This window comes from Micromonospora sp. NPDC005173, from assembly GCF_040608515.1.
In the GTDB taxonomy this organism is placed as follows: domain Bacteria; phylum Actinomycetota; class Actinomycetes; order Mycobacteriales; family Micromonosporaceae; genus Micromonospora.
Genome location: NZ_JBEXIK010000004.1, coordinates 261,012 through 286,442 on the forward strand (window position 1 = coordinate 261,012; position 25,431 = coordinate 286,442).

Below are 25,431 nucleotides of genomic sequence, written 5' to 3' on the forward strand. Positions count from 1 at the left end.
GGACCACGGCCGGCGGCCCCGGCCACCAGGATGTTCATCGGTTTCCGCGACCCGAGCCGAAGAGACGGCCGTGCCGCGATCGGCACTCTCGTCTGAGCGGAACCGCTGCGGATGCGAAGCGGCGGCACGGCACGGTCCACCTACTCGGCTCACGTTGCATGGTCGGTCCTTTCGGGTACGCGGAGTTCAGGCGCGGAGGCTTGCGCTGTCCGCGCCCGTTCCGACCGGATGCGCTCGGCCTCGACCAGTACCCGGCGCGAAAGCTTGCCCGACGGTGCCCTCGGCACCGATGAGGCGAACCGGACGGCGCGGAGCCGTTTGTAGGGGGCGACCCGCTCGGCCACGTACGCCAGCAGTTCCTCAGCTGTCGCGCGTCCCCGCAGCACCACGTGCGCGACCGGCACCTCGCCGGCGTCCGGATCGGGCCGGGGCACCACGGCCACGTCGGCGACCGCCGGATGGGTGAGGAGCAGGTGTTCCAACTCGGCTGGCGCAACCTGGTACCCCTGGTACTTGATCAGTTCCTTCAGCCGGTCGACCACGTACAGGTAGCCGTCCTCGTCGAAGTAGCAGAGGTCGCCGGTGTGCAGCCAGCCGTCGGTGTCGATGGTGGCGGCCGTGGCCTCCGGACGGTCGCGGTAGCCCCGCATGAGCTGCGGGCCGCGGATCCACAGCTCCCCGGCGCGCCCTGCACCGAGGTCGGCGCCACCGTCCGGGTCGACGACGCGGGCCTCCGTGTTGGGCACCAGCCGGCCGACCGACCCGCGCCGCGGATCGTCGAGTGGGCCGACGGCGACCATGGCGGTCGCTTCCGTCATGCCGAGGCCCTGACTGACCACACAGCCGAGCCGCTCGGCGCACCGCTGTTCCACATCGGCGCCGAGGGGTGCCGCACCCACGCCGAGACTCCTCAGCGAGGACAGGTCGTGACTGTTCACCAGCGGATGGCCGGCTAGCGCCGTCGCCATCGGCGGTGACACGATGCTGATCGTCGCCCGGTATTTTTCTATCGCCTTCAGGAATGCCTCGAGGTCGAATCGAGCCAGGGTGACGACGGTGGCGCCTGCCGCCAGGCTGCAGGGCAGCAGGATGTTGAACCCCATGACGTGGAAGAACGGCGCCGCGGCGAGGACCACGTCGTCTTCGCGGAAACCCAACACCGCCTGGCTCTGGCGGACGTTCGTCACCAGGCTCGAGTGGGTCAGTTCCACTCCCTTGGGCAGGCCGGTGGTTCCGCTCGAATAAGGCAGGGCGGCAAGTCTGCTGTCGGGGTCGCTCGCCACCTCCGCCGGCGGATGGTGGTGGGCGATCAGTTGGCGGAACGACGTCGCGCCCGCCGCCTCCCCGAAGACCAGCACCTCCTCGACGCCCGCCTGCTCGGCGGCCGCCAACGCGCGGTCTAGGAACGGCGGCGCGGTGCCCAGCATCCGCGCTCCGGCGTCGGCGAGCTGACCGGCCAGTTCCTCGACGGTAAACATCGGGTTGGCGCCGGTGACGATTCCGCCGGCCGCCATCGTTCCGTAGGCCGCCAGTGCATACTCGGGGAGATTGGGGCTGTAGAGGGCCAGAACGTCCCCCGCCGCGAAGCCTCGGGCGACCAGGCCGGCCGCGACCCGCTCCACACCGGCGGCGAGTTGGTGGTAGCTGATCGTATGGCCGGTTGTGCCGTCGATCAGGGCCGGCTTGTCGCCGAGGCGGGCGGAATGCTGCAGCACGAGCGATTGCACGCTGGTACCGCCGACCTGCACGTCGGGCAGGTCGCTTCGAGCTGGTTGGACGACTGCCATGGTGACTCCTCTGCCGTGGGCGACGACACCAGCCAGGGGCAGGATGCCGCTGGTGGGCCGGGTTCCGACACTCGTGACCAGACGGTAGAGAGCCGCCGTGTGCAGACCGTTTCCCGACCGTTTTCGCAGCGTGGATCGCGATAGAGTTCTTCCCGGACGACGGTGGTGGCGATGCGAGACCAGAAGTTGCGTGTCCGGGTGCTCGGCGGTGCCGAGCTGACGGTCAACGGGCGTCCACTGGTGGAGCTGGCCTCTGCCAAGGCGGCGGCGCTCCTGTTCTACCTGGCGGTCACCGGCACCACCCACTCGCGATCGGCGCTGGCGGGGTTGCTCTGGAGCGACCTTCCGGAGCCGACGGCCCGGGCCAATCTTCGGCTGGTGCTGACCAAGCTGCGCCGGGTCGTCCCGGAGCACGTGGCAGTGACCAGGCAGACGATTGCGCTGACGGACAGCCGGCAGGTCTGGGTCGACGCTGCGGAGGTGGGCCGGGTGGCCGCCTCTCATCAGGACGACGGAGAACTGCTGGAGACCGTCCGGCTTTGCCGAGGCGATTTTCTCGAGGGTTTCAGCGTCCCCGGAGCTCCGCTGTTCGATGAGTGGCTGACCGAGCGGCGCGCCGCCGTGCGAGCGGACATGCTCGCGCTCATGGACCGTGCCGTGCATCGAGCCAGAGACCGGCGGGATACTGCCGGCGGGATCGAGGTGACCCGCCGCCAGCTGCAGCTGGAGCGACTCCACGAGGAGGCGCACCGCGCGCTGATGTGGTTCCTGGCCATGGGCGGCCAGCGCAGCGCAGCCCTCGCCCAGTACGACACCTGCCGCTACCTCCTCCGGGAGGAGCTGGGCATCGAGCCTGCGGCGGCCACGATCGCCCTGCGTGACGAGATCGCCGGCACCGGTGGGTTCACTGCGCTGGGTGTCCTACCGCCCGCGGCGGCCGGACGGGAGAACCCGGCCACCGCTGCCGGGTCGCCGACGTCCGATCTGCCTCGCCCGCTCACCGCGCTGATCGGTCGGGAGAAGGAGCTGGAACGCCTGCATGAGCTCCTCGACGATCCCGCGTGCCGGCTCGTGACCCTCGTCGGCCCCGGCGGAATCGGCAAGACCCGGCTGGCGGTGGAGGTCGCCGCGGATCGGCAGCCGCGTCACCGTGACGGGACGGTGTTCGTGTCGTTCGTGGGGACCAGCCCGGCCCGCCCGGACGAGGCCGCCGACCTGGTCGTCGCCGACCTCGCCCGCGCGCTCGAGATAGAGCTGGCCGTGCCACGCCAGCCACTGGACCTACTCGCCGACCAGCTGGCCGGCCGCGAGCTGCTGCTGGTGCTCGACAACCTGGAGCACCTCCACGACGCCGCGGGCGTCCTCGCCGAACTTCTGCGACGAGCACCGGGCACGCAGCTGCTCGTGACTTCCAGGCGGCAGCTGGGGTTGGGCGTGGAGTGGCTGGTCGAGGTGCCAGGTCTGCCGTACCCGCCGCCGGGCGCCGACGCGGACGCCGCCGGCTACGAGGCGGTGCAACTCTTCCAGGAGCGGGCCCGGCTGCTGCGTCCCGGCTTCCCCGCCATCGTCGACGCCGAGGAGGTCGGTCGGGTGTGCCGGCTGGTCGCCGGTGTGCCGCTGGCCATCGAGCTGGCCGCCCGCTGGGTGCGGTCCGCCAGCCCGGCCGCCATCGCTGATCGACTCGCCGACGGGCTCGAACTGCTCGAGACCACGGCACCTGACGTCGAGCGGCGACACCGCAGCCTCCGCGCCGTGATCGACTGGTCGTGTCAGCTGCTGACCGACGAGGAACACCGGACCCTACGTCGTCTGTCGGTGCTGCGCCGCAGCTTCGACCTCGCGGCCGCCAGCGCCGTGGCGGACGCCGGACTGCCGATGCTGGCCAGCCTGGTCGACCAGTCGCTGATCGCAATTGGCGGGGACGGCCGCTACGAGATGCACGAGCTGCTCCGGCAGTACGCCGCCGAGAGCCTGTCCACGGACCCCGCAGAGGAGGCGCGGACGCGGTGGCGGCACGCCGAGCACTATGTCGCACTGCTGCCCCCACCGGGCGAGGCCCACACCGAGGGCGGACCGAGCCTGGAAGCCGAGCAGGAGAACCTGCGCGCCGCCACCGACTGGCTCATCCTCGACGCCGACCCGACCGCGCTGGACGCCCACCTGGTGCGGCTGTGGGCGCTGTACCGGCGCCTGGGCTGGTTCCGGGAGGCCCAGGCCTTCTTCGGCGCGGCCCTGAAACGCCACGAAATCACGAACCTGCAGCGGGCCCGCTGGCATCGCATGCTCGGCGAGACACACCAGCAGCTCGGCGAGGCGAACGCGGCGCGGTACCACCTGGAGCGGACACTGGAGCTTCTGGGCGGCCGCGTGCCGGCGTCGACGACAGGCCGGCTGGGGATGCTCGCGTCACAGGTGGCGCGCCGGACGCTCCGCGGCCTGCGGCCGGATGGTGCCGTCGATCGTCGTGCAGATCGGCGCGAGGCAGCCCATGAACGCGCCGCCACCTGCTTCACAATCGCCGAGGTCTACTGGGTGCTCGATGAGCAATTCCCGATCCTCTTGGCGTCGAGCTCGTCGCTGCACGATGCCCAACGCGCCGGGGACCTCGATCTCATCGTCCGGGCACAGGCCGGTCTGGGGATGATCGTCGGCACCCTGGGGTTGCACCGGCTCGCGGGCCGGCACCTTCGCGCCGCGAGCGCCGCCGTCGAGCGGACCACCGACCCGCTCACCGCCTGCTGGGTCGGCATCGTGGGCGGGCTGCACTGGACCGGAGTCGGCGACTGGGCGGCGGTCGACCTCGGCGCCGACAGGGTCCTGAAACTCCGGCGCCAGACACCGATGCACCGGTGGGCCGACGAGGTGCTGCTGATCACCGCGGTCGCCCGGTACCTCACCGCCCGCTATTCGCAGGCGGCCGCAGCGGCAGCCGAGGGGATGGCGTCCGGCCGCGACCGCCACGATCCCGTCGTACACCTCTGGGGTCTGCTCCTCCTGATCGAGACGGCCCTGCGCGCCAACCCCGACGACCCGGCGCTGGCAGGCTGGTCCGAAGAGGCCGCACCGCTCCTGCCGGCAGCAGCCAGGATCGACGCCGCCCGCCTCCACGCCGCCACCGCCCGCCAGCACCTCGCCGCTGGGCGGCCCGCGGACGCGTGGCAGGCGATCCGCGCCGCCGACCACCTGATGGGCCCGCATCCGTCGTTCGAGCAGTACGCCCTCGAGGCGCACGCGGGCGTCCTCGAGGTCTGCCTGACGCTGCTCGAGCTGGCCGGTCCTCGTGGAAGCTCGGCTCGCGGAGCGGGCGGGCCGGACCCCGTCGACCTCAGCGCGACCACAGCAGCCGCCCTGCGCCGGCTGGATCGCTACGCCCGCACATTTGCCATGGCCCGTCCGAGGTCGCTCATCTGCCTGGGCTGGTACCGCTGGCTCGACGGACGCGCCGGGGCCGCCATGCGGGCGTGGGTCCGGGCAGTCCGCGAGGCCGAGCGCCGTCAGATGCCCTACGAGTTGGCGCGCGCCCATCACGAACTCGGCCGTCACCTGGCCGCGGGGCAGCGGTCCGCCCTTGGGCTCAACAGGGCCGAGCACCTGGAGCGGGCGATCGCCGGGTTCGAGATCGCCGGATGCCGCGGTGATCTGCGCCGAGTTCAGGCGCTCGCCGGGCTGACCGTCTCGTAGCAGGGGACAGCAGGACCGCAAGCCGTCACTGCTCCGGCAGCGTCCGGGGGTGGTAGCGGCGCCAGGTCAACCGGCCTGAGCTGGTCCTCGCTTTGAAGGTTTCGCCACCCTGCCCTGCTGAAATCGACGAAAAGTTTGCACTGTTGATTCAACGATACCGTTCAGGGTATGACTGCTGGTATCACCGACGCCGCCCACGCCGTCGACGCTGTGACCGTCATGGGGTTGCTCCCGGCCAAGCCGCGGCTGCTCGCCCTGGGCGAGCCCACCCATGCCGAGGACGTTCTGCTCGACGTGCGAAACGATCTCTTCCGGCAACTCGTCGAGCAGGAGGGCTACCGGACGATCGCGATCGAGAGCGACTGCGTGATGGGCCTGATCGTGGACGACTACGTCACCTCGGGCACCGGCACCCTCGACGAGGTCATGAAGCGCGGCTTCAGCCACGGGTTCGGCGCGCCCGCGGCCAACCGCGAGCTGGTGCGTTGGATGCGCGCGTACAACGACCGCCGGCCCGCGTCACAGCAGCTCCGCTTCGCCGGTTTCGACGGCCCGCTGGAGATCACCGGCGCCGCGAGCCCTCGGCAGGCACTCACCGCACTCCACGCCTACCTCACCGCCTGGGTCGACGCCGACCTGCTTCCCCGCACCGGGGAAACGCTCGACCGCCTGCTCGGCGCCGACGACCGGTGGACCAATCCGGCCGCGATGATGGATCCGTCCCAGTCCGTGGGGCAGACGCCCGAGGCCAACCAGTTGCGTCTGCTCGCCGATGACCTGGTGGCCCTGCTCGACGCGCAGACGCCGCATCTGATCGCGGCGTCCACTTGGGACGACTGGGACAGGGCACGCCTGTGCGGGCGTACCGCCACCGGGCTGCTGCGCTACCACTTCTGGATGGCCGACACGTCACCGGGCCGGATGGCGAGGCTGCTGGGCTCGCGGGCTTCGATGATGGCCGCCAACCTGCTCGCCCTCGCCGAACGGCACCCGACCCTGGTGTACGCCCACAACGGCCACCTTCAGCGGGACAAGAGCACGATGCGGATGGGCGACCTGCCGCTGGAATGGTGGAGCGCCGGCGCGATCGTCAGCGCCCACCAGGGCGAGGGGTACGCCTTCCTGGCCACGGCCCTCGGCACGATCCGCCACCAGGGGGTGGACGCCCCGCCCCTGGACACCGTCGAGGGACTGCTGTACGCGCTCCCTCAGCAGCGTTGCCTGGTCGACACCCGCCGGCTGGCCGCCGCCCTCGCCAACGCCACGCCCGCCCCCCGTGTGTCCCCCTGGTACGGCTACTCCCCGCTGGACCCGGCTCACCTGGGCAACACCGACGGGATCGTGTTCGTCAAGGACACCCGGCGGACCTAGGCCCCCGGCGTTCAGCAACAGCTGAGAGGCCGGCCGACGGGCCCGTTCGCAAGCTGCGGGGCCGTCAGGAAAGGCCGACCGGCGACCGGGCTGCTAGCGTTCGGCTCGATGTGGATCGAGGAGATCGTGGCCGGGCGCCCGGCTTGGCGGCACATCCCGTCGGGCGTGGTGTTCCGGAACGTTCCGGGCGGCTCGTTCCGGATGGGTTTGTCCGACGCGGAGTTGGACGCGGTACGCGCCATCGAGCGCAGCGGCGGTGTCGAGGACACCGTCGAGCCGTTCCTCGCCGGCGCCGAGGACGCACAGCCGGTACGCGAGGTGCGGGTCGAGCCGTTCCTGATCGCCCGGCATCCGCTGACGGTGGCGCAGGTCCGGCACTGGCTGCCCGAGTACGAAGACGACTACGCCGAGGCGGACACCGGCACGGCCCGGCTCGAAGACGACCTGGAGGACCTGCTCAAGCTGTTGCCGTTCCAGGTGCCCAGCGAGGCGCAGTGGGAATACGCGGCCCGGGCCGGCACCACCACGCTGACCTTCCGCGGTGACGGGAAACCCGGCGAGGACCAGCTGCTCGACGACTTCGGCGACGAGACGCGGACCGCTGCCGGCGAGAACGCGTTCGGGCTGGCGGCGATGGGGTCGGCGAACGAGCTCTGCGCCGATGTGTGGATCCCCGGGTTCGCGGGCGCGCCTGCAGACGCGCGTGCACGGGCCGGCGACGGGCCCCGCACCGTACGCGGCGGAGCCGCCGACCTATACCCATGGCAGGGCTGCGACGAGTGGCTGCTGCTGCTCTCCGCCACCCGGTATGAGCACGTCCAGTTCACGGCAGTTCGCCCGGTCGCACCACTGCCACCCCGCCAGGTCACGCAGGGGCGCCCGAGCCGATCCATTGCGCCTGTGTGAGCAGACCTCCGAACTGCAACCGGTAGGAGATCGCTGACTTGGTCGTCGCGTCCAGGGACTCCGGCAGCTGATCGAACGACGCGGGCCAGACATCCAACAGCGAAAAGACCTCCTGACCGTCGCGGACCCGCAGGAGCAGCATGCAACGCCAGTGGGGTGAGAACTCTGGCCGCCGACCGGCGACGTGCACCATCGCCGGCCGTAGATAGTGAACGGTGGACAGATCCGCGTTCGCGGCAAGCCATCCGGCTCCGTGGTGGCGGTTGAATCCGTGATCGCGCGCCTCGTCGTCCAAGCGCATCAGTTCAGCCGTGTCGATCGCCTTGACGGTGCGCGGAACGCTCGATGACATCGGGTCAGTGTTCCACGTACCGACCACTTGCCAGAGATCGATTCGGCATCGAGGTCCTGGTCGACTGCGCCAGCGCGCCAGGTCCAGGCTCATGCGATCCACCGCCGAGTGGCCGGGACGGTTGCTTGACACACCTCATGGGGTCGGGCAATTTGGGCCGGGAAGCCGGAGAGCTCGGGCCGGACCGGTCGCGCGAATGGGGTGACGTGGCCCGCTACGCGGTGCTTCTCCGCGGCATCAACCTCGGCAAGGCTCGGCGGGTCGCCATGGCCGACCTGCGGATCCAGCTCACCGAGGAGGGGTACGACAACGTCGCCACGCTGCTGCAGAGCGGCAACGTCGTGCTGGACGCCGACCGGCCGCCGGCCGAGCTGGGACCCGCGCTCGAGCAGGCAATCGAGAAGGGGTTCGGAATTCCGGTGGGGGTGATCCTCCGCAGCCGCGACGAGCTGGCCCGGGTCGTGGCGAAGAACCCGCTCGCGGCCGTGGCTGACGACGGCTCGAAGTACGTCGTGTCGTTCCTGGCGCAGCCGATCAATAGGCCGATCGAGGACGCGCTGGCCGGCGCGGAACTCGGCGCGGACCGATATGCCGTCGACGGCACCGAGATGTACATCTGGTGCCCGGGCGGGCTGCGGGACAGCCCGTTGATGAACGCCCTGGGCAAGATCAAGGATGGTCCGCCGGCCACTGTGCGCAACTGGAACACGGTGGAAAAGCTCCTGACCATGATGCAGTGACGGTTGCGGCCGGACCGGCGCCGCCGGATCGCTGCGCCGCCCTACCGGCCCGGACCGTCGACGGCGACACGGTGGACCGGCTCACACGCTGAAGCCGTAGACCTCGACCCAGCTTGATGTCTTAGCGTACGGACATGACCGCAGCACAGATCAACGAACCGACACGCGAAGCCGACATTGAAGCGATCAAGCAGGTGGTAGCCGCCGTCGAACACTCCCAGAACAACGGGCTCCCTGACGAGTTCATCGACCTGTTCCGGGCCGACGCGATCTGGACAACCGGCCACGGCAGGCGGCTGTTCGGCCGCGAAGCGATCTCCGTATTCACCCGTCAGGTGCTTCCCGGCGGGATGCGAGACACCAGCGTGACATTCGACATCGAACACGTGCTGTTCATTCGCCCCGACGTCGTCGCTGTCAAGGTCCGGCAGGTGTATCAGACGCCCGACGGTCAGGAAGTCGGCACTCCGATGTTCGTCATGGCGAAGGAAGAGGGGCAATGGCGTCTCACCGCATGCCAGAACACCAGCGTGCTCAACGACGAGTAACCCAAGACCAACCCGGCCCCCAGGCGAGCAGGCCGCCGCCCGGCCCGCCACGTCAAGCAGACCTTTACCTGCTCTGTCGACGGAGCAGATACGAGGCCCGGTCCACGGCCTGCCCGACTTCGGCCGGATCCACAGCCGTGACGATGACGCCGTAGATCATCCGATGCGCGAGCAGTATGTCGTCCACGGTGGCGCGGTGGTCGACCAGCCCGGCCGCCTGCGCGCGCGGGAGGGTGTCTTGAATCAGGGACTGCAGACGTGTGCCGCCGGTGTACTCCGGCATGGTGCGCCGGGCGTCCACCGCCATCTCCACGAACGCGGCGGACTCCACGGTCACCTGGATCAAGCGGTCCCAGAGCCGGCCGAACGCGCCCGCGTCCGGCTCGGCGGCGATCGCCTCCAGCTGCGCAAAGTTCTCCTCGAACACCGCGAACGCCAGATCGAGCCGGGTCGGGAAGTGCCGGTACAGCACACCCTGCCCGACCTCGGCGTCCTTGGCGATCGCGCTGAGCGGCACGTGATAGCCGCGCGCGGTGAACAACTCGCGCGCCGAGCGGAGGATGGCCAGCCGATTTTGCGAGGCCGCAGCCGGACCACGATTGACGCGACCGCTGGTGGAGGGCATGCTGCACTATAACAACCGGACAGGATTGTCCGGTTGGTTGCATGCCTCGGGAAGGACCAGCCATGACCGACACCACCGCGCAGTCCGCCGGCACGTTCGACCACTCCTACGATGTCGTTGTCGTCGGCAGCGGCGGGGCCGGATTCGCCACCGCGCTGGGCGCGATCGACGCGGGGCTGAGCGTCCTGATGATCGAGTCAAGCGACAAGTGGGGCGGAAGCACAGCGATGTCCGGCGGCGGAATGTGGTTGCCGAACAACCCACTGATGCGGCGCGCCGGCATCGGCGACTCCCGCGAGGAGGCGCTCACCTACCTCGAGGCCACGGTCGGTGACACCGGGCGCTCCACCTCCCGCGAGCGCAAGGAGGCCTTCGTCGACGGCATCGAGGACTTCGTCCTCACCGCGGAGAAGTACGGCATGACCTTCGCCCGCTCCACCGACTACCCCGACTACTACCCGGAGCTGCCCGGCGGGAAGATCGGCCGCGCGATCGAGGTGAAGCCGCTCAACTCGAAGGTCATCGGCGGATGGTGGAAGACCATCAGCGCGCCTGCCGGGATGCCGATCAAGACCGACGACGTGTGGCTGCTCGGCCGCGCCTGGTCCACTCCCGCCGGGTTCATCCGCGGCGCCCAGTTCGTGTTCCGTGCGCTCGGCGGCGTCGTCCGCGGCCAGCGGCTGGTCGGCATCGGCGCCGGACTGTCCAGCGCGTTCCTGCACGCGGTGGTGCTCAAGCACCAGGTGCCGCTGTGGCTCGACGCCCCACTGGAGGAACTGCTGATCAGCGACGGCCAGGTCACCGGCGTGCGCACCACCCGCGATGGACAGCCGGTGACGGTGCGCGCCATCCGGGGCGTCATGCTGGCCGGCGGCGGGTTCGACCACAACACCGAGTGGCGGCGCAAGTACCACGGCATCGACGGCTCCCCGTCCGGCAACCCGGCCAACCTGGGCCGCCCCACCGAACTGGCGCAGCAGGCCGGCGCCGCGGTCGAGCTGATGGACGACGCCTGGTGGGGTGCCTCCGTCGCCGCCACCCCCGGCCACGATCCGTCCTTCATCGTCGGCGAGCGCTCGCTGCCGTACTCGATCATCGTGGACGCCCGGGGCGACCGATTCGCCAACGAGTCGGAGTCCTACGTCGACCTGGGCCACCACATGCTCGAACACGACAAGGACGGCGCGTACTGGATGATCGCCGACGTCCGCCACGCGCGCCGCTACCTGCGCACCTTCGCGCTGGACCCGAAGAACAACAAGGCGATGCGCGAGGCCGGGATCATGGCCAAGGGCAGCACCCTCGCCGAACTGGCGGGCCGGATCGGCATCGACCCGACGCGGCTGCAAGCCACCGTCGATCGGTTCAACGGCTTCGCCCGCTCGGGCGTCGACGGGGACTTCGGTCGCGGAAACTCGGCGTACGACCGCTACTACGGCGACCCGACCGTGCACCCCAACGCCTGCCTCGGCCCGCTCGAGAAGGGTCCGTTCACCGCCTTCAAGGTCGTCATCGGTGACCTCGGCACCAAGGGCGGAGTGCTTACCGACGCCGACGGCCGCGCGCTGCGCGAGGACGGCACGGTGATCGACGGCCTGTACGCCGCGGGCAACAACTCCGCCTCGGTGATGGGCAACACCTATCCCGGCCCGGGATCCACGATCGGGCCCGCCGTGGTGTTCGGGATGCGCGCCGCCCGACACATGGCTCGCTCCGACGCATAAAGGACCGCCGCAGCCAGGTGGGCGCTGATCCAGACGTAGGTGTTGCATGGTCGCCGAGCAACCGGACGACCACGCGGCGCCCACCCGCCTGCGGCACATCACCACGCGCTCGGCTGGGGCCCGGCGCTGGTCAACCGCCTGGTCCTCGTGCCGCGGCACTCCGCCGGCGATCCCTCAACGCTCTCCTCACGACAATCGTTGCGCTGCGTCCCGAATGCTCCACGATCCCGCGCAAGGAGTCAGGGGCAGGCCAGATCCTGCCCGGCGACCAGGCTGTCTGCCCGGTGGTAGAGCTCCTCGGCGATGGTGTCCCAGTCCGGGCCAAAGGCGCGGAGGTCACTGGCCGCCACACGCAACAGCTCAACATCCTCCGGCCGTTGAAGGCACGCCAGCCGGAACGCAAGGTTCCGCGCCCAGACCGGGAGACCCATCCAGTCCTCTTCGAGCATTACCTTCAGCATCGCCACGATCTCGTCGGCTGATGCGAAGGTAATGACCTCCACGTATGCACTAGCGACCCTGTCGTGGTGCCGCCCAGCGACCAACCGGGCCAACTCAAGCAGCGGCATGCACTCCGGCGCAGCGGGCGGGGCGGCAGCGGTCTGCCTGGGCCGTCCTTTGAAAGGCCTATCGAGCACGGCGCGAAGCCAACCGAGGGTCGTCACGGCCCAGAAGCTAGTCGACTCCCAGCTTTGAGCCCCAATGCGCAGCCGGCGCAGCTGACTGTCGGGACGCCGAATTCGAACCGACGACCCCTTGACCCCAGGCAACCATCATGACGACCCAACCCGCGTCGACTGCCGACTTCGCTGGGCCGACTCGTCCACCGCCGTCCACCGGCGTCCCGTCTGGGGCTCTCCGATTGTCACCCAGCTAGTCACTCAGGCAGGACGAAATCGCCCTCCACCTTGCCCAGAGCCACGGCTCCATCCCCGGATCGGATCATCTCTTCTGGGGCTTCCGCCATCGCCGCGATGCCGGGTCTTGGAATGATGACGAGGTCCGAGCACCAGAAGTACCGGCCGCCGCCAGCCCCGCCAGTTTCAGCCCACCTTCTCAGGACGCGACCGATCGCATCCGGTGTCATGAAGGTGGCGTAGCGATGGATGCCGTCAGCGAGGTAGACGTGGGCATCGATGTTGTCGGCCATCGCCGGATCGTCGTCTTGTCCAAGCATGAACTGGACCTGCGCGCCCTGGGCCATGCAGTCCCATCCCGTCAACTGACCCACCGCAACATCATCGCAGCCCCGGAGGGCCAGGTTTGGAAGGTGCCCATCGGCAATACTCGACGCATGTCTCTCCAAGAGATGCGCCTCGCGCTCTACCTCCTCTTAGCGTTGCTTTTCAACGGCTTAACGATCGCGGCTTTTGTCCTGGAGGGTGGTTGGGGAGCGGCGTTCCTACCCTTGATAGGCGCCATCTTCGCAATACAGCTCGGACGCACCCTGCCGCGGAGAGATATGGGACGCCCTGAAATATCGCAACGCCAGCACACTCGCACGACTAACGCAGAGTAAGTCAACGCTAGGTGGGGCAGACCGTGCCAGACCCGGAACCCGCCGGGTGGCCGGCTGCGCCGGCACGCGCTTTTTTTTGACAAGAGCGGCACCAACGACGTGCCCATCGACAGCAGCTCCGACTGCCGGTCGGTCGAGGTTCGCATCTCACCGTTACCGGTGCCTCTCCGAGGGGCAGCTAGTGCTCCGGTAGGCCGTCCAACCGGACGCAGCAGGCCCCGGGACGCGGCGCGAGCCGGGGCAGCAGGTCGGTACGTCCCGCACCGTCGATCATGCCGGCGAGGAACGCGTGGTTGAGCCCGCACACCAGGGCGGTCTGCCGGGTGGCGAGGGCGTGGAACGGGCAGTTGCGCAGCAGCACGTGGTCGCTGAGCGTCTCGGGCTCGAAGCCGAGTCCGGCGAGCACGGGGATGAGGTCCTCGCCGGCGTCGCGTACTCGTGCGCCGATGTCCCGGCCGCGTTGCCGGGCATGCCGCCGCGCCGCCTCGGGGGCGTCGTGCGGGTCGTCGGCGACCGCGTCGGCGAGGATCTCGGCGATGAGCTCGTAGCGTCGCTCGGGAACGGTGATCGCCACGCCGTCGCCGGCGGCCTCGTAGACCTTCGGCGTCCGGCCGCGGCCCCGGGGCTGGTCGGCCGGCGTCTGGTAGTGGGCCCGCAGTAGGCCGGACTCGACGAGCTTGTCGAGGTGGAACGCGGCGAGGTTGCGGGACATGCCGTGCGCTTCGGCCGCCTCCTCGCGGGTGACGGGGTGATCGGCCCGGCACACGTAGTCGTACAGCGCCCGTCGGGACCGGTCGACGAGCGCTGCCATCGCGCTCCAGCGCTCCCCCGTGCTCACAGCCCCGAGATTATCACCAGCGAAGGCTATTGAAATTCCTGCCGCGCTGGGGCAGCATGATCGATAACACCAATGGGCGTTGGTGAAAATCCTCTGGGGGTTCTCGTGCGGCTCGTCGGCGGCGAACTGGCCTACCGGTACGGCGTGCGCGTCGCCGACGAGACCAACCAGGCGCAGGGCTACAACAGCACAGACAGGGAGAACTCCTGATGGATATCGCCGCACTCGTCACCTGGCTCGCGGCCGTCGGCGTGGGAGGTCGCTGAGGTGAGTGCCACCGCCCTCCGGGTGCAGCACCAGCGTCCCCGCCGCGACCCGGCCGCCGCCGAACGGGCGGCGGCGGAGTTCCTGGCCGCGCTCGGCGTCGACCTCTCCGCCGACGGGCTCGCCGACACCCCGGGCCGGATGGCCCGCGCCTACGCCGAGCTGCTCACCCCGCGCGAGTTCCAGCTGACCACCTTCGACAACGACGAAGGCTACGACGAGCTGGTGCTGGCCCGGGCCATCCCGATCCGGTCGGTCTGCGAACATCACCTGCTGCCGTTCGTCGGCGTCGCGCACGTCGGTTACCTGCCCGGCGAACGCATCCTGGGACTGTCCAAACTGGCCCGGGTGGTCGAACTGTTCGCCCACGGCCCGCAGCTCCAGGAACGCTTGACCAAACAGATCGCCGACTGGCTGACCAGCCAACTGCGCCCGCGCGGGGTCGGCGTGGTCATCGAAGCCGAACACCTGTGCATGACGCTGCGCGGCGTCCGGGCCGTGGGCAGCAGCACCATCACCTCCACCCTGCTCGGCACCCTGCGCGACGACCACCGCTCGCGCGCCGAGTTCTTCACCCTGACCGGGGTCGGCCCCCGCTGATCGACGCACCTCGAAAGGAGCTGGACCGATGTCGAAGACCGGCATGTTCGTGATCGTGGGAGCCGGGCTCGCCGGCGCGCGGGCCGCGCAGACGCTGCGGGAGGAGGGCTTCGACGGCGGGATCGTCGTGATCGGCGACGAGCCAGAGCGACCGTACGAGCGGCCCCCACTGTCCAAGGGTCTACTGACCGGTGGCGCCGAAGCCGACAGCGTGTACGTGCACGACGCCGGGTGGTACGCAGAGCACGACGTCGACCTGCGCACCGCCGCCCGCGCCGTCGCCGTCGACCGCTCCGACGGAATGGTCCAGTTCGCCGACGGCCAGCAGATCCGCTACGACAAGCTGCTGCTGGCCACCGGCGCCAGACCCCGCGACCTCGCGGCACCCGGCGTCCACCTGGACGGGGTGTTGCGGCTGCGCACCCTCGCCGACAGCCGTCGAATCGCCGCGGCGCTGGTCGACGGCGCGCACATCGTGATCGTCGGAGCGGGGTGGATCGGCCTGGAGGTCGCCGCCGCCGCCCGGCAGCGTGGCGCCACCGTCGACATCGTCGAAACGGCCGCGCTGCCGTTGCGCCGAGTGCTTGGCGACGAGATCGCCCGGGTGTTCGCCAACCTGCACCGGGACCACGGCGTCACCTTCCACTTCGACGCCGAGGTCCGCGAGATCCGCGGCACCGGTCGAGTCTCCTCGGTCCTGCTGGCCGACGGAACCGAGGTGCCCGCCGACGCCGTGGTGGTCGCCGTGGGCGTACGGCCGAACACTGAGCTGGCGACAACGGCGGGCCTCACCGTCGAGAACGGAATCGTCGTCGACGCGTCCCTGCGCACCGCCGACCCGGAGATCTACGCCGCCGGTGACGTCGCCAACGCCTACCATCCCGTGCTGCGCCGGCGCCTGCGCGTCGAGCACTGGGCCAACGCACTCCACGGCGGTGCCGCGGCGGCCCGCGCCATGCTGGGACAGCCCGTCAGCTACGACGACCTGCCCTACTTCTACACCGACCAGTACGACCTGGGAATGGAGTACGTCGGACACGCCCCGCCCGAGGCGTTCGACCGGGTCGTCGTCCGGGGCGACGTCGCCAAGCGCGAGTTCATCGCCTTCTGGACCGCTGGCGGGCGGGTGCTCGCCGGCATGAACGTCAACGTATGGGACGTCGTCCCGTCGATTCGGCGGCTCGTCGCGGCAGCCCAGCCGGTCGACCTCGACCGACTGGCCGACCCCGCCGTGCCGCTCGACGAGGTGCAGCCGCCGCCGGTGTCGGCACCCGGGACTCAGATCGGGTAGTCGACGTCACGCCTTGCGGAACCGGCCGACACCCACTGGTGCCGGCCGGTTCCGACGTGACTAGTTGCTGCCTTGGTCGTGTGGGACGGTGACGGTGACGGTGCAGCCAAGCGGCCGTCCGATCTCGTCGTGGCCGGCATACGTGAGGTGGTACACCCGGTCCCCACCGTTCCCGGCTCGTTCGGCCCGCAGCTTGCCACTCGTGTCCGGCGTGCCGATGGCGAAGCCACTGGCGTCCGCGGTGTCACCCCCGGTCACGCCGGTCAGGGTGAACGCGTTCGGGCCGAGCACGCCGTCGTGCAGGTCCACGGTGACGTTGACGTCGACCAGCTCGTGGTTCGGCGGCCACAGGACCGGTCGGTCCGCCGCACAATCGAGCTGCCGTACCGGCAACGGGTTTGCCAGGGTGGCGGTGGCGTGTCCGATGGTCGCGGTGAGCCGGCCGCCGGCTTCGTAGTACATGTGCGCGGTACGCCCATCGAAGTAGAACGTCGGGGCGGCCGAGCGGCCGAGGTCGGGCGCGGCGGACATCGAGTCGTGCACGATGCCGAGGTGGATCTCCTGGTCGAAGTCCTGCCCGACGTCCACCGCGTGCATGTTGCCGTCGGCGGCGTGGTAGATCACCAGGTTGCGGTCGTTCCAGCGCAGGAAGAACGGTCCCGAGGCGTTCGGGCCTTCGATGCCCTGCGGGGTCACGATCGGTTCGGGCTGCATGGCCCAGGTCCGCGCGTCGTTGGAGACCGCCCAGCGGATCCGCCGCGACACGGGCCCGGTCGGTCCGGGCAGTGCCGCGGTCGGGTTGTCCATGAAGACCATCAGGTACCGGGTGCCCAGGCGGGGCACGGACTGCTCGAACACTCGGGCGTAAGAGGTCTCGCCACCGGTCGTGTCGTTCCGGCTGATCGCCGTCCCGCCGTAGCTGAAGTGGATGCCGTCGTCGGAGGTCGCGTACCGGGTGATGGAGTTCTCGCCGTGGAAGTAGAGGAAGAGCTTGCCCTCGCCCTCGATCCACACCGCGTGCGGCGAGGAGATGTGGCTGACCGTCGCGTAGTACGGCAGCCAGGTGTTGCTGATCAGGGGGTTGGCGACGTACTCGGTCCACGGACCGTTGATCGAGTCGGAGTACGCGAGGGCGATCCCGCCGGGACGCTCGTGCGGCGCGTAGTACAGGTAGTAGGTGCCGAGCGGGTTGGGGAAGTAGTCGGCGGCCCGGATGACGCTCGGGAAGATGAACTCGTTCGTCGGGTTGTAGGCGAGGGTGCCCTTGTCGAACGCGGTGCCCTGGTAGGTGAACTGGGGGAAGTCGAGCTGGGGTTCGGCGGCTGCTGGCTGGGCGCCGGCCACGGCGGCGACGAGCAGGCCTGCACTGGCGGCCGCCAGGACAGCGCGTCGGGACGACGGGGCGGATGGTCTCGTCATGCGGCTTCCTCTTCGGTCGGTCGGATCGGCGGCGTAAGCGGCGAAGGGTGACGCTCAGTTAGTACACAGGGGACATCGATCGGCGGACGTCCCCTGGCACCGCCGAGCTAATACGTATTAGCATCTATGTTTCTCGAATGTTGCGCGCTCGGCGGCGTTTCTGTCAAGAGGCGGTTCGGCGGCCCACCGATCCACCCGGGCCACACGCCAACCCGCTGGGGAACCCGACCGCTAATGCGCATTACTCCAGCGGGTTTACCGCGCCGAAATCTTGCGGCCACCTCTTGACACACGCCGGTCCACCCGCCAGGCTCCTCCCCAACACCGAGCGCTAATACGCATTAGCCGCACCGGAAGGACCCGACGTGACCGCTCCCCCCCGACGCGTCACCCAGCGTGACATCGCGCGGATGGCCGGTGTCAGTCAGGCGACGGTGTCGCTGGTGCTCAACAATCGGACCGACGCCGAGGTCCGCATCGCCGCGGAGACCCGGGACCGGGTGTTGCGGGTCATCGCCGAGACCGGGTACGCCGCCGACCCCGTGGCCCGCCGCCTCGCCTCGCGGTTCAACCGGATCATCGGCGTCTTCACGTACGAGCCCGCCTTCCCCAGCGGCAGTCGGGACTTCTTCCACCCGTTCCTGCTGGGTATCGAGGAGTACGCCGAGCGGGTCGGCTGCGACCTGCTGCTGCTCACCAGCGCACCGGTGGTGGACGGCCGGCGACGCATCTTCCACCAGGACAACCGGCTGCGTCTGGCCGACGGGTGCCTCCTGCTCGGGCGCGAGATCGACGGCGCGGAGCTGCACCGGCTCAACCGTGACGGATATCCGTACGTCGCCGTCGGGCGCCGCGACGACGCCGGCGGGCCGGTCCCCTACGTCGGCGCCGACTACGCCTCGGCGGTGGCCCAGCTCGTCGAGGGGGCGCTGCGGCGCGGTCACCGCCGCCTGACGTACGTGAGCATGGGCACCACCGCGGAATCCTCCGAAGACCGGCTCCGTGGCTTCCGCGCCACCGCGACGACCGCGGAGAGCGCCGGGCAGATGTCAGCGCAGGCCGGGGAGGCCGACACGACCGTCGACACCCTGCTGGCCGACGGAACCACCGCCGTCTTCGTGGAGGACTTCGCCACGGCGGTCGCGCTGGAGTCGGCCGCCCGTCGGCGCGGCCTGACCGTGCCCGGCGACCTGTCGATCGTGACCCTCGGCGACCCGACGTCCCCGGTCCCCACCGACATCGCGTTCACCGGGTTCCGCATCCCCCGCGAGGAGATGGGCCGACAGTCGGTCGAGGTGTTGACCGGCGTCATCGACGGCAGCGCAGCCGGCCTCCAACAACGACTTCTCGCCTGCGAACTCGTCGAGGGCATCACCCTCGGCACCCCTGATCGGGCGGTCGACCGACGCTGAGCGGTCAGCCGCGCAACTGGAAGGAAGCAAGTGGTAACCATGCGTACGGACGTCCTCGTCGTCGGGGGCGGACTGGGCGGCGTCGCCGCGGCGCTCGCCGCGGCCCGGTCCGGCCGATCCGTCATCCTGACCGAGGAGTTCGACTGGCTCGGCGGGCAACTCACCAGCCAGGCCGTCCCGCCGGACGAACACTCCTGGATCGAGCAGTTCGGCGCCACCGCCAGCTACCGGGCGCTGCGCAACGGCATCCGCGACTACTACCGTCGCCACTACCCGTTGACCGAACGGTCCCGGGCCTGGACCGACCTCAACCCCGGTGCGGGTTGGGTGAGCCGGCTCTGCCACGAGCCGCGGGTGGCCGTCGCCGTCCTCGAACAGATGCTCGCCCCGTACCTCGGTTCGGGCCGGCTGCGGGTGCTGCAGCCGTACCGGCCGGTCGCCGCGGAGACCGACGGGGACCGGGTGACCGGCGTGACGCTGGCGCACCGCGACCGGGACGAGCGGATCGACGTGGTCGCGCCGTACGTCCTGGACGCCACCGAGACCGGCGAGTTGCTGCCGCTGACGGGCACCGAGTACGTCACCGGGTTCGAGTCGCAGGCGATGACCGGTGAGCCGAGCGCCCCGACCGAGGCCCAGCCGATGAACATGCAGGCGGTGTCCGTCTGCTTCGCCCTCGACCACGTCGACGGCGACCACACCATCGACCGCCCCGCGGGGTACGACTTCTGGCGCGACTACAAGCCCGACTTCTGGGGTGACCGGCTGCTGTCCTGGAAGTCGCCACACCCCCGCACGCTGGAGATCGTCGAGCGCAGCTTCACCCCCAACCCGGACGACGACCCGCTGAGCGTCAACGCCGATCAACGCGTCAACCCCGGTGACGGCAACCTCTGGACGTTCCGGCGGATCGCTGCTCGGCGCAACTTCACCGACGGCGCGTACGGCAGCGACATCACCCTGGTCAACTGGCCGATGATCGACTACTTCGAGGGTCCGGTCATCGACGTGCCGAACGCGTCGTGGCACCTGTCCAAGGCCCGCGAGCTGTCGTACTCGGTGCTCTACTGGCTGCAGACGGAGGCGCCCCGGCCGGACGGCGGCACCGGCTTCCCGGGACTGCGGCTGCGCGGCGACGTGACCGGCAGCTCGGACGGCCTGGCCCAGGCCCCGTACATCCGCGAGTCCCGCCGGATTCAGGCCGAGTACACCGTGGCCGAGCAGGACCTGTCCCTGGCGGTCCGGGGCGACCACGGCGCGGTCAGCTACCCGGACGCGGTGGGCGTGGGCATGTACCGGATCGATCTGCACCCGTCGACCGGTGGCGACAACTACATCGACGTCGGCTCGTGCCCGTTCGAGATCCCGCTCGGCGCGCTGATTCCGCGGCGGATGGAGAACCTGCTGCCGGCTGGCAAGAACATCGGCACCACCCACGTCACCAACGGCAGCTACCGGCTGCACCCGGTCGAGTGGAACGTCGGCGAGGTCGCCGGTCTGCTCGCCGACTTCTGTCTGGCGCGGGGCGAGTCCCCGCGTGCGGTCCGCAACACCCCCCGTCTGCTGGCCGATTTCCAGGACCGCCTTACCGCGGCCGGCGTGGAACAGCGCTGGCCGCGGATCGCGGGCTACTAAACACACACCCCCGGTGAGGAGAAGATTGTGAGAGCAGGAAAGGCAATGCGCGGCGTCGCTGTGGCTTTGGCCGGCGCGCTCGCCCTGACCGCTTGCGGCGGCGGCGACGATGCCGGCGACAGCGGCCCGGCGAAGCTGCGGATGACCGTCTGGTCGGCCAACGAGGCGCACCTCAAGCTGTTCAACGAGATCGCCGACGAGTACCGCAAGAGCCACCCGGACGTGGCCGAGATCAAGTTCGACCCGCTGCCGTTCGACACCTACACCACGACCCTGACCACCCAGATCGCGGGCGGGAACGCGCCCGACCTCGCGTGGGTGTTCGAGAACTCCGCCCCCGACTTCGTCGCCTCGGGAGCGCTGCTGCCCCTCGACGACACGCTCAAGAAGGCCGAGGGTTACCAGTACGAGGACATCTCTCCCGCCACCCTCAAGCTCTGGCAGAACGACGGGAAGCTGTACGCGTACCCCTTCTCCACCTCGCCGTTCGGGGTCTTCGTCAACACCGACATGCTCAAGAAGGCCGGGCAGAAGACCCCGGCCGAGCTGATCGCGGCCGGTCAGTGGACCTGGGACAACGCCCTGGCCACCGCCGCGGCGACGGCGGCGAACTCCGGCAAGGCCGGCATGGTCATTCGGGACTTCGACTACAAGGGCTGGGACAACCTGTCCACCTTCTGGACCGGGTGGGGAGCCCAGGCCTGGAGCGAGGACGGCAAGACCTGCGGCTTCAACAGCCCCGAGATGGTCGACGCGATGACCACCCTGCACAAGGCCACCTTCACCCAGAAGGCGCTGCCCGGCCCGGGCACGACCGCCGACTTCTTCGCCGGTGACTCGGCCATGACGGTCACCCAGATCTCCCGCGCCTCGCTGCTGAAGGACGGCGGCTTCGGGTGGGACCTGGTGCCGCTGCCGACCGGGCCGAAGGGGAACTACGCGGTGGTCGGCCAGGCCGGCCTCGGGGTGATGAAGAAGAGCCCGCACGCCAAGCAGGCGGCCGACTTCGTGGCCTTCTTCACCAACCCCACGAACTCGGCGAAGCTCGCCCAGTTCTTCCCGGCGCCCCGCCAGTCGCAGCTGACCGCCGAGACCCTCGCCAAGACGAACCCGAAGCTCAAGCCGGAGCAGCTGCAGAAGGTCGTCATCGACGGCATCACCAACGGCGTGGTCAAGCCCAGCCACTCCGGGCAGGCCGAGTTGAGCCAGCAGGTCCGCGCCGGCCTCGACCCGCTGTGGCAGCCGAACGCGGACGTCAAGGCCGTACTCGACGGCGTCTGCACCAAGATCCAGCCGCTGCTGGCGAAGTAAGGCAAACGACCATGACCCAGACGGACACCAGGGTGGGCCCGGCTGCTGCCGGGCCCGCCCCGGGCCCGGCCCGGCCGTTCTGGACCAGCCGCCGCCGGGACCAGCTCGCCGGTTACCTGTTCATCGCCCCGCAACTGCTCGGCAGCATCGTCTTCGTGATCCTGCCGCTGATCCTCGTGCTCTGGTACAGCCTGCACGAGTGGAACGTGCTCGCCGGGACCTTCGACTTCGTCGGGACCGACAACTACAAGGCTCTCGCCGATGATCCGAACCTCGGCGCGGTGCTGCGCGCCACCGGGCTGTTCTCGGTCGGCCTGGTGGTGTTCAACCTCGGCCTGGCCTTGCTGCTGGCCGTCCTGCTCAACCAGAGGCTGCGGGGCACGATCGTGTTCCGCACGCTGTTCTTCTCCCCCGTGGTGGTCTCGCTGGTGGCCTGGACCATCGTCTGGGGCTTCCTGCTTCAGGACAACGGCGGGGTCAACGGGCTGCTCGACACCGTCGGCGTGGACGGGCCGAACTGGCTGCGCGGCGAGGGCACCGCGATGGTGTCCGTGATCGTCGTGCAGGTGTTCAAGAACGTCGGCCTGAACATGGTGCTGTTCCTGGCCGCCCTGCAGGGCGTGCCGGCCGAGCTGTACGAGGCCGCGGAGGTGGACGGCGCGAGCCGGATGCGCCAGTTCTGGCGGATCACCGTACCGCTGATCAGCCCGACGATCCTGCTGACCTCGATCATCACCGTGGTCGGGTCGCTGCAGGTCTTCGCGCAGATCGCGGTGCTCACCCAGGGCGGACCCGGCACATCGACGACGGTGCTCGTCTACTACTTGTACCAGCAGGCCTTCCAGTTCCATCACTTCGGCTACGGCGCCACGCTGTCGATCGTGCTGTTCGCCATCGTGCTCGCCCTCACTGTGCTGCAGTGGCAGATGCGCAAGAGGTGGGTCTTCCATGAATCGTGACCTGTCCCGGCGAACCAAGCTGGTGCTCTACGGTGTGCTGCTGGTCCTGGCGATCCCGTTCGTCTTCCCGACCTGGTGGATGGTCACCTCGTCGTTGAAGCCGGTGGCGGACATCTTCGCCTTCCCGCCGCAGCTCCTGCCGACCAACCCGCGGTTCGACGCCTACCAGCGGGTGTTCGAGTTGCAGCCGTTCGGGCAGCAGTACCTGAACAGCCTCTACATCGCGCTGGTCGTCACGGTTGGCACCATGGCCGTGGCGGCGCTGGCCGGGTACGCCTTCGCGCGCATCCGGTTCCGCGGCCAGAACGTGTTGTTCCTGGTCGTCCTCGCGGGCCTGCTCATTCCGAGCGAGGTGACGATCGTGCCGCTGTTCCAGATGTTCTTCAAACTCGGCCTGGTCGACACCCACTGGCCGCTGATCCTGGTGCCGATCTTCGGCGCGCCGAGCGTCCTGGCGACGTTCATCATGCGGCAGTTCTTCATCAGCCTCCCCGGTGAGCTGGAGGAGGCGGCCCGGGTCGACGGGCTGGGCCGCTTCGCCACCTTCTGGCGGATCGCCCTGCCGCTGTCGCGGCCGGCGCTGGGCGCGGTGGCCATCTTCACCTTCCTGCACAGCTGGAACCTCTACCTGGAACCGATCGTGTTCCTCTCCTCTCCGGAGAAGTTCACCCTCCCCCAGGCGCTCACCCAGTTCGTCGACGCCTACGGCGGTCCCATGTGGGACGTCCAGATGGCTGCGGCGTCAATGACCGCGCTGCCCGTCCTGGTGGTCTTCGTCATCGCGCAGAAGCAGTTCGTCGAGGGCCTCGCGCACACCGGCCTCAAGGGGTGAGGACACCGGTGGTCGGCATCGACATCGGCGGCACCAAGACGGCGGCCGCGCTGGTCGACCGGGGCGGGCAGGTGCTGGAGCGCCGCGAGGTGCCCACGCCTGCTCGGTCCGGGCCCGGGGCCGTGCTGGACGCCGCCGCCCGGCTGGCCACCGACCTGCTCGGCGCGGCCGACGGGCCGGTGGGGGTGGGCACCGCCGGCACGGTCGACCCCGCAACCGGCGGCATCCGGTACGCCACCGATAGCCTGCCCGGCTGGACCGGCACCCCGGTGGCCGACGCGCTGGCCGCCCGGCTGGGTCGACCCGTGCGGGTCACCAACGACGTGAGCGCCGCCGCGCTGGGCGAATGCTGGGCCGGCGCCGGACGGGACCGCGCTCAGGTGCTGCTGGTGGCCGTCGGCACCGGGCTGGGTGGGGCGGTCGTCCGGAACGGCCGCGTCGAGGCCGGTGCCCGCGGCGCCGCCGGGGAGGTCGGGCATCTGCCGGCCCCGGGCGCCGAACGGCTGCGCTGCGGGTGCGGCCGGTACGGGCATCTGGAGGCGATCGCCTCCGGCAGCGGGCTGGCCGCCGCGTACTCCATCGAGACCGGCACCCGCGTCACCGGGCGGACCGTGGCGGACCGCGCCGCGGCCGGGGACGGGGTCGCCCAGGGGGTCGTGGAGCGGGCCGGATCCGTCCTCGGCGCGGCCCTGGCGGGTTTGGTGGCCCTGCTCGATCCGGAAGCTGTCCTGGTGGCCGGCGGGGCGGCCGGCGCCCTGCTGCCCGCCGCGTCGGCCGCCTACTCGGCCGAGTTGCCCGCGGGCTGGGCCGACGTTCCGCTGCTGCCCGCGACGCTGGGCGCTGACGCCGTCGTGGTCGGCGCCGCTCGACTGGCCATTGACAGACCCGATTTCGAAAGGACCAACGGGTGAACGTGCTCGACGAGTTGGCCGGCGGGCTGGTGGTGTCCTGCCAACCGCTGCCCGACGAGCCTGACGACCCGATGCGGGACCCGTACGTCCAGGCCCGGGTGGCGGCCGCGGTGGTACGCGGCGGCGCGGTGGCGGTCCGGGTCAACGGACCGGACGACGTCAGAGCGGTACGCGCCGCCGTCGACGTTCCGGTGATCGGGCTGTACAAGCACGGCACCGAGGACGTCTTCATCACCCCGACCGCGGCCCACGCGCTCGAGGTGGCGCTGGCCGGGGCGGACATCGTCGCGATCGACGCCACCGACCGCCCCCGACCGGACGGACGCCCCTTCGCCGACACGGTCCGCGTGCTCCGCGAACGGACCGACGCACTGGTCCTGGCCGACGTCTCCACCACGACCGAGGGCGTCGCCGCTGTCGAGGCCGGCGCGGACGCCGTCGCCACCACACTGTCCGGTTACACCCCGGCCAGCCCACCGACTGACGGGCCCGACCTCGGGCTCGTGGAGCGACTCGTCGCACTGCTACCCGTGCCGGTGATCGCCGAAGGGCGGTACCGCAGCACGGAACAGATCGGCCGGGCCTTCGAGGCGGGTGCGCACGCGGTGGTGATGGGCAACGCCGTCACCTCACCGCTGTGGATCACCCGGAGGCTCGTGCCGGCCACCCCCCGCGCGGCGAGCGCCCCAAGAAAGAGGGAGTGAGC

22 protein-coding genes are annotated in these 25,431 nt (G+C 70.1%); 15 read left to right on the top strand and 7 right to left on the bottom strand.

Going from position 1 to position 25,431, the window contains the following annotated elements:
- Nucleotides 1–149 precede the first annotated feature (149 nt).
- Complete coding sequence (locus tag ABZV00_RS08245) at nt 150–1,787, bottom strand: AMP-binding protein (RefSeq protein WP_355602962.1); 1,638 nt, start codon at nt 1,785–1,787, stop codon at nt 150–152.
- Nucleotides 1,788–1,958: 171 nt separating this feature from the next.
- Here ABZV00_RS08245 and ABZV00_RS08250 point away from each other — a divergent pair, with 171 nt between their 5' ends.
- The 3 genes from ABZV00_RS08250 to ABZV00_RS08260 all read left to right on the top strand — a co-directional run bounded on the left by ABZV00_RS08250 (nt 1,959) and on the right by ABZV00_RS08260 (nt 7,745).
- Nucleotides 1,959–5,468, top strand: a complete 3,510-nt coding sequence (locus ABZV00_RS08250; RefSeq protein ID WP_355602964.1) for a BTAD domain-containing putative transcriptional regulator — start codon at nt 1,959–1,961, stop codon at nt 5,466–5,468.
- A 168-nt stretch (nt 5,469–5,636) separates the two neighbouring features.
- Nucleotides 5,637–6,839 (top strand): erythromycin esterase family protein, encoded by a 1,203-nt coding sequence (locus tag ABZV00_RS08255; RefSeq protein ID WP_355602966.1) that lies wholly within the window; start codon nt 5,637–5,639, stop codon nt 6,837–6,839.
- Between the two features lie 108 nt (nt 6,840–6,947).
- Nucleotides 6,948–7,745 (top strand): SUMF1/EgtB/PvdO family nonheme iron enzyme, encoded by a 798-nt coding sequence (locus ABZV00_RS08260; protein ID WP_355602968.1) that lies wholly within the window; start codon nt 6,948–6,950, stop codon nt 7,743–7,745.
- On the opposite strand, the gene ABZV00_RS08265 is transcribed toward ABZV00_RS08260, so the two are convergent.
- Nucleotides 7,705–8,190 (bottom strand): hypothetical protein, encoded by a 486-nt coding sequence (locus tag ABZV00_RS08265; RefSeq protein ID WP_355602970.1) that lies wholly within the window; start codon nt 8,188–8,190, stop codon nt 7,705–7,707. The genes ABZV00_RS08260 and ABZV00_RS08265 overlap by 41 nt on opposite strands.
- A 32-nt stretch (nt 8,191–8,222) precedes the next feature.
- Between ABZV00_RS08265 and ABZV00_RS08270 the strand changes: the two genes are divergently transcribed.
- Complete coding sequence (locus ABZV00_RS08270; protein WP_355602972.1) at nt 8,223–8,837, top strand: DUF1697 domain-containing protein; 615 nt, start codon at nt 8,223–8,225, stop codon at nt 8,835–8,837.
- A gap of 134 nt (nt 8,838–8,971) precedes the next feature.
- Nucleotides 8,972–9,385 carry an SgcJ/EcaC family oxidoreductase gene (locus ABZV00_RS08275; protein WP_355602974.1) on the top strand — a complete coding sequence of 138 codons (414 nt, stop codon included), beginning with the start codon at nt 8,972–8,974 and terminating at the stop codon, nt 9,383–9,385.
- Between the two features lie 64 nt (nt 9,386–9,449).
- Here ABZV00_RS08275 and ABZV00_RS08280 read toward each other — a convergent pair whose 3' ends face one another.
- The gene (locus ABZV00_RS08280) at nt 9,450–10,010 is read right to left on the bottom strand and encodes a helix-turn-helix domain-containing protein (protein WP_355602976.1); all 561 of its coding nucleotides are present in this window, start codon (nt 10,008–10,010) and stop codon (nt 9,450–9,452) included.
- Between the two features lie 62 nt (nt 10,011–10,072).
- On the opposite strand from ABZV00_RS08280, the gene ABZV00_RS08285 reads away from it, so the two are divergent.
- Nucleotides 10,073–11,734 (top strand): FAD-binding protein, encoded by a 1,662-nt coding sequence (locus ABZV00_RS08285; RefSeq protein ID WP_355602978.1) that lies wholly within the window; start codon nt 10,073–10,075, stop codon nt 11,732–11,734.
- A 239-nt stretch (nt 11,735–11,973) separates the two neighbouring features.
- Here ABZV00_RS08285 and ABZV00_RS08290 read toward each other — a convergent pair whose 3' ends face one another.
- The 3 genes from ABZV00_RS08290 to ABZV00_RS08300 all read right to left on the bottom strand — a co-directional run bounded on the left by ABZV00_RS08290 (nt 11,974) and on the right by ABZV00_RS08300 (nt 14,091).
- Nucleotides 11,974–12,237 carry a hypothetical protein gene (locus ABZV00_RS08290; protein WP_355602980.1) on the bottom strand — a complete coding sequence of 88 codons (264 nt, stop codon included), beginning with the start codon at nt 12,235–12,237 and terminating at the stop codon, nt 11,974–11,976.
- A 374-nt stretch (nt 12,238–12,611) separates the two neighbouring features.
- Nucleotides 12,612–12,965, bottom strand: coding sequence for a hypothetical protein (locus ABZV00_RS08295; RefSeq protein WP_355602982.1), 354 nt, complete (start codon nt 12,963–12,965; stop codon nt 12,612–12,614).
- A gap of 466 nt (nt 12,966–13,431) precedes the next feature.
- Complete coding sequence (locus tag ABZV00_RS08300) at nt 13,432–14,091, bottom strand: helix-turn-helix domain-containing protein (RefSeq protein WP_328417783.1); 660 nt, start codon at nt 14,089–14,091, stop codon at nt 13,432–13,434.
- Nucleotides 14,092–14,358: 267 nt separating this feature from the next.
- Between ABZV00_RS08300 and folE the strand changes: the two genes are divergently transcribed.
- Both folE and ABZV00_RS08310 read left to right on the top strand, forming a co-directional pair.
- Complete coding sequence (gene folE / locus ABZV00_RS08305) at nt 14,359–14,955, top strand: GTP cyclohydrolase I FolE (protein WP_355602984.1); 597 nt, start codon at nt 14,359–14,361, stop codon at nt 14,953–14,955.
- Nucleotides 14,956–14,983: 28 nt separating this feature from the next.
- A complete protein-coding gene (locus tag ABZV00_RS08310; RefSeq protein WP_355602986.1) occupies nt 14,984–16,246 on the top strand; it encodes an FAD-dependent oxidoreductase in 1,263 nt (420 codons plus the stop codon).
- A 60-nt stretch (nt 16,247–16,306) separates the two neighbouring features.
- Here the strand turns inward: ABZV00_RS08310 and ABZV00_RS08315 are convergent, their stop codons facing one another.
- Entirely contained in the window at nt 16,307–17,665 is a 1,359-nt protein-coding gene (locus ABZV00_RS08315) for a hypothetical protein (RefSeq protein WP_355602988.1), read from the bottom strand.
- A 365-nt stretch (nt 17,666–18,030) separates the two neighbouring features.
- Between ABZV00_RS08315 and ABZV00_RS08320 the strand changes: the two genes are divergently transcribed.
- The 7 genes from ABZV00_RS08320 to ABZV00_RS08350 are packed head-to-tail and all read left to right on the top strand — an operon-like array spanning nt 18,031 to nt 25,429.
- Nucleotides 18,031–19,077, top strand: a complete 1,047-nt coding sequence (locus ABZV00_RS08320) for a LacI family DNA-binding transcriptional regulator (RefSeq protein WP_328417789.1) — start codon at nt 18,031–18,033, stop codon at nt 19,075–19,077.
- Nucleotides 19,078–19,116: 39 nt separating this feature from the next.
- On the top strand, nt 19,117–20,712 hold the full coding sequence (locus tag ABZV00_RS08325; protein WP_355602991.1) for an FAD-dependent oxidoreductase: 1,596 nt from the start codon (nt 19,117–19,119) through the stop codon (nt 20,710–20,712).
- 45 nt (nt 20,713–20,757) lie between these two features.
- Complete coding sequence (locus tag ABZV00_RS08330) at nt 20,758–22,023, top strand: sugar ABC transporter substrate-binding protein (RefSeq protein WP_355602992.1); 1,266 nt, start codon at nt 20,758–20,760, stop codon at nt 22,021–22,023.
- Nucleotides 22,024–22,034: 11 nt separating this feature from the next.
- Complete coding sequence (locus ABZV00_RS08335) at nt 22,035–22,982, top strand: sugar ABC transporter permease (RefSeq protein ID WP_328417794.1); 948 nt, start codon at nt 22,035–22,037, stop codon at nt 22,980–22,982.
- Nucleotides 22,972–23,814, top strand: coding sequence for a carbohydrate ABC transporter permease (locus ABZV00_RS08340; RefSeq protein ID WP_328417796.1), 843 nt, complete (start codon nt 22,972–22,974; stop codon nt 23,812–23,814). Before ABZV00_RS08335 ends, ABZV00_RS08340 begins: the two co-directional genes overlap by 11 nt.
- Nucleotides 23,811–24,725, top strand: coding sequence for an ROK family protein (locus ABZV00_RS08345; RefSeq protein WP_355602995.1), 915 nt, complete (start codon nt 23,811–23,813; stop codon nt 24,723–24,725). Before ABZV00_RS08340 ends, ABZV00_RS08345 begins: the two co-directional genes overlap by 4 nt.
- A complete protein-coding gene (locus ABZV00_RS08350) occupies nt 24,722–25,429 on the top strand; it encodes a putative N-acetylmannosamine-6-phosphate 2-epimerase (protein WP_355602997.1) in 708 nt (235 codons plus the stop codon). Before ABZV00_RS08345 ends, ABZV00_RS08350 begins: the two co-directional genes overlap by 4 nt.
- Nucleotides 25,430–25,431 lie beyond the last annotated feature (2 nt).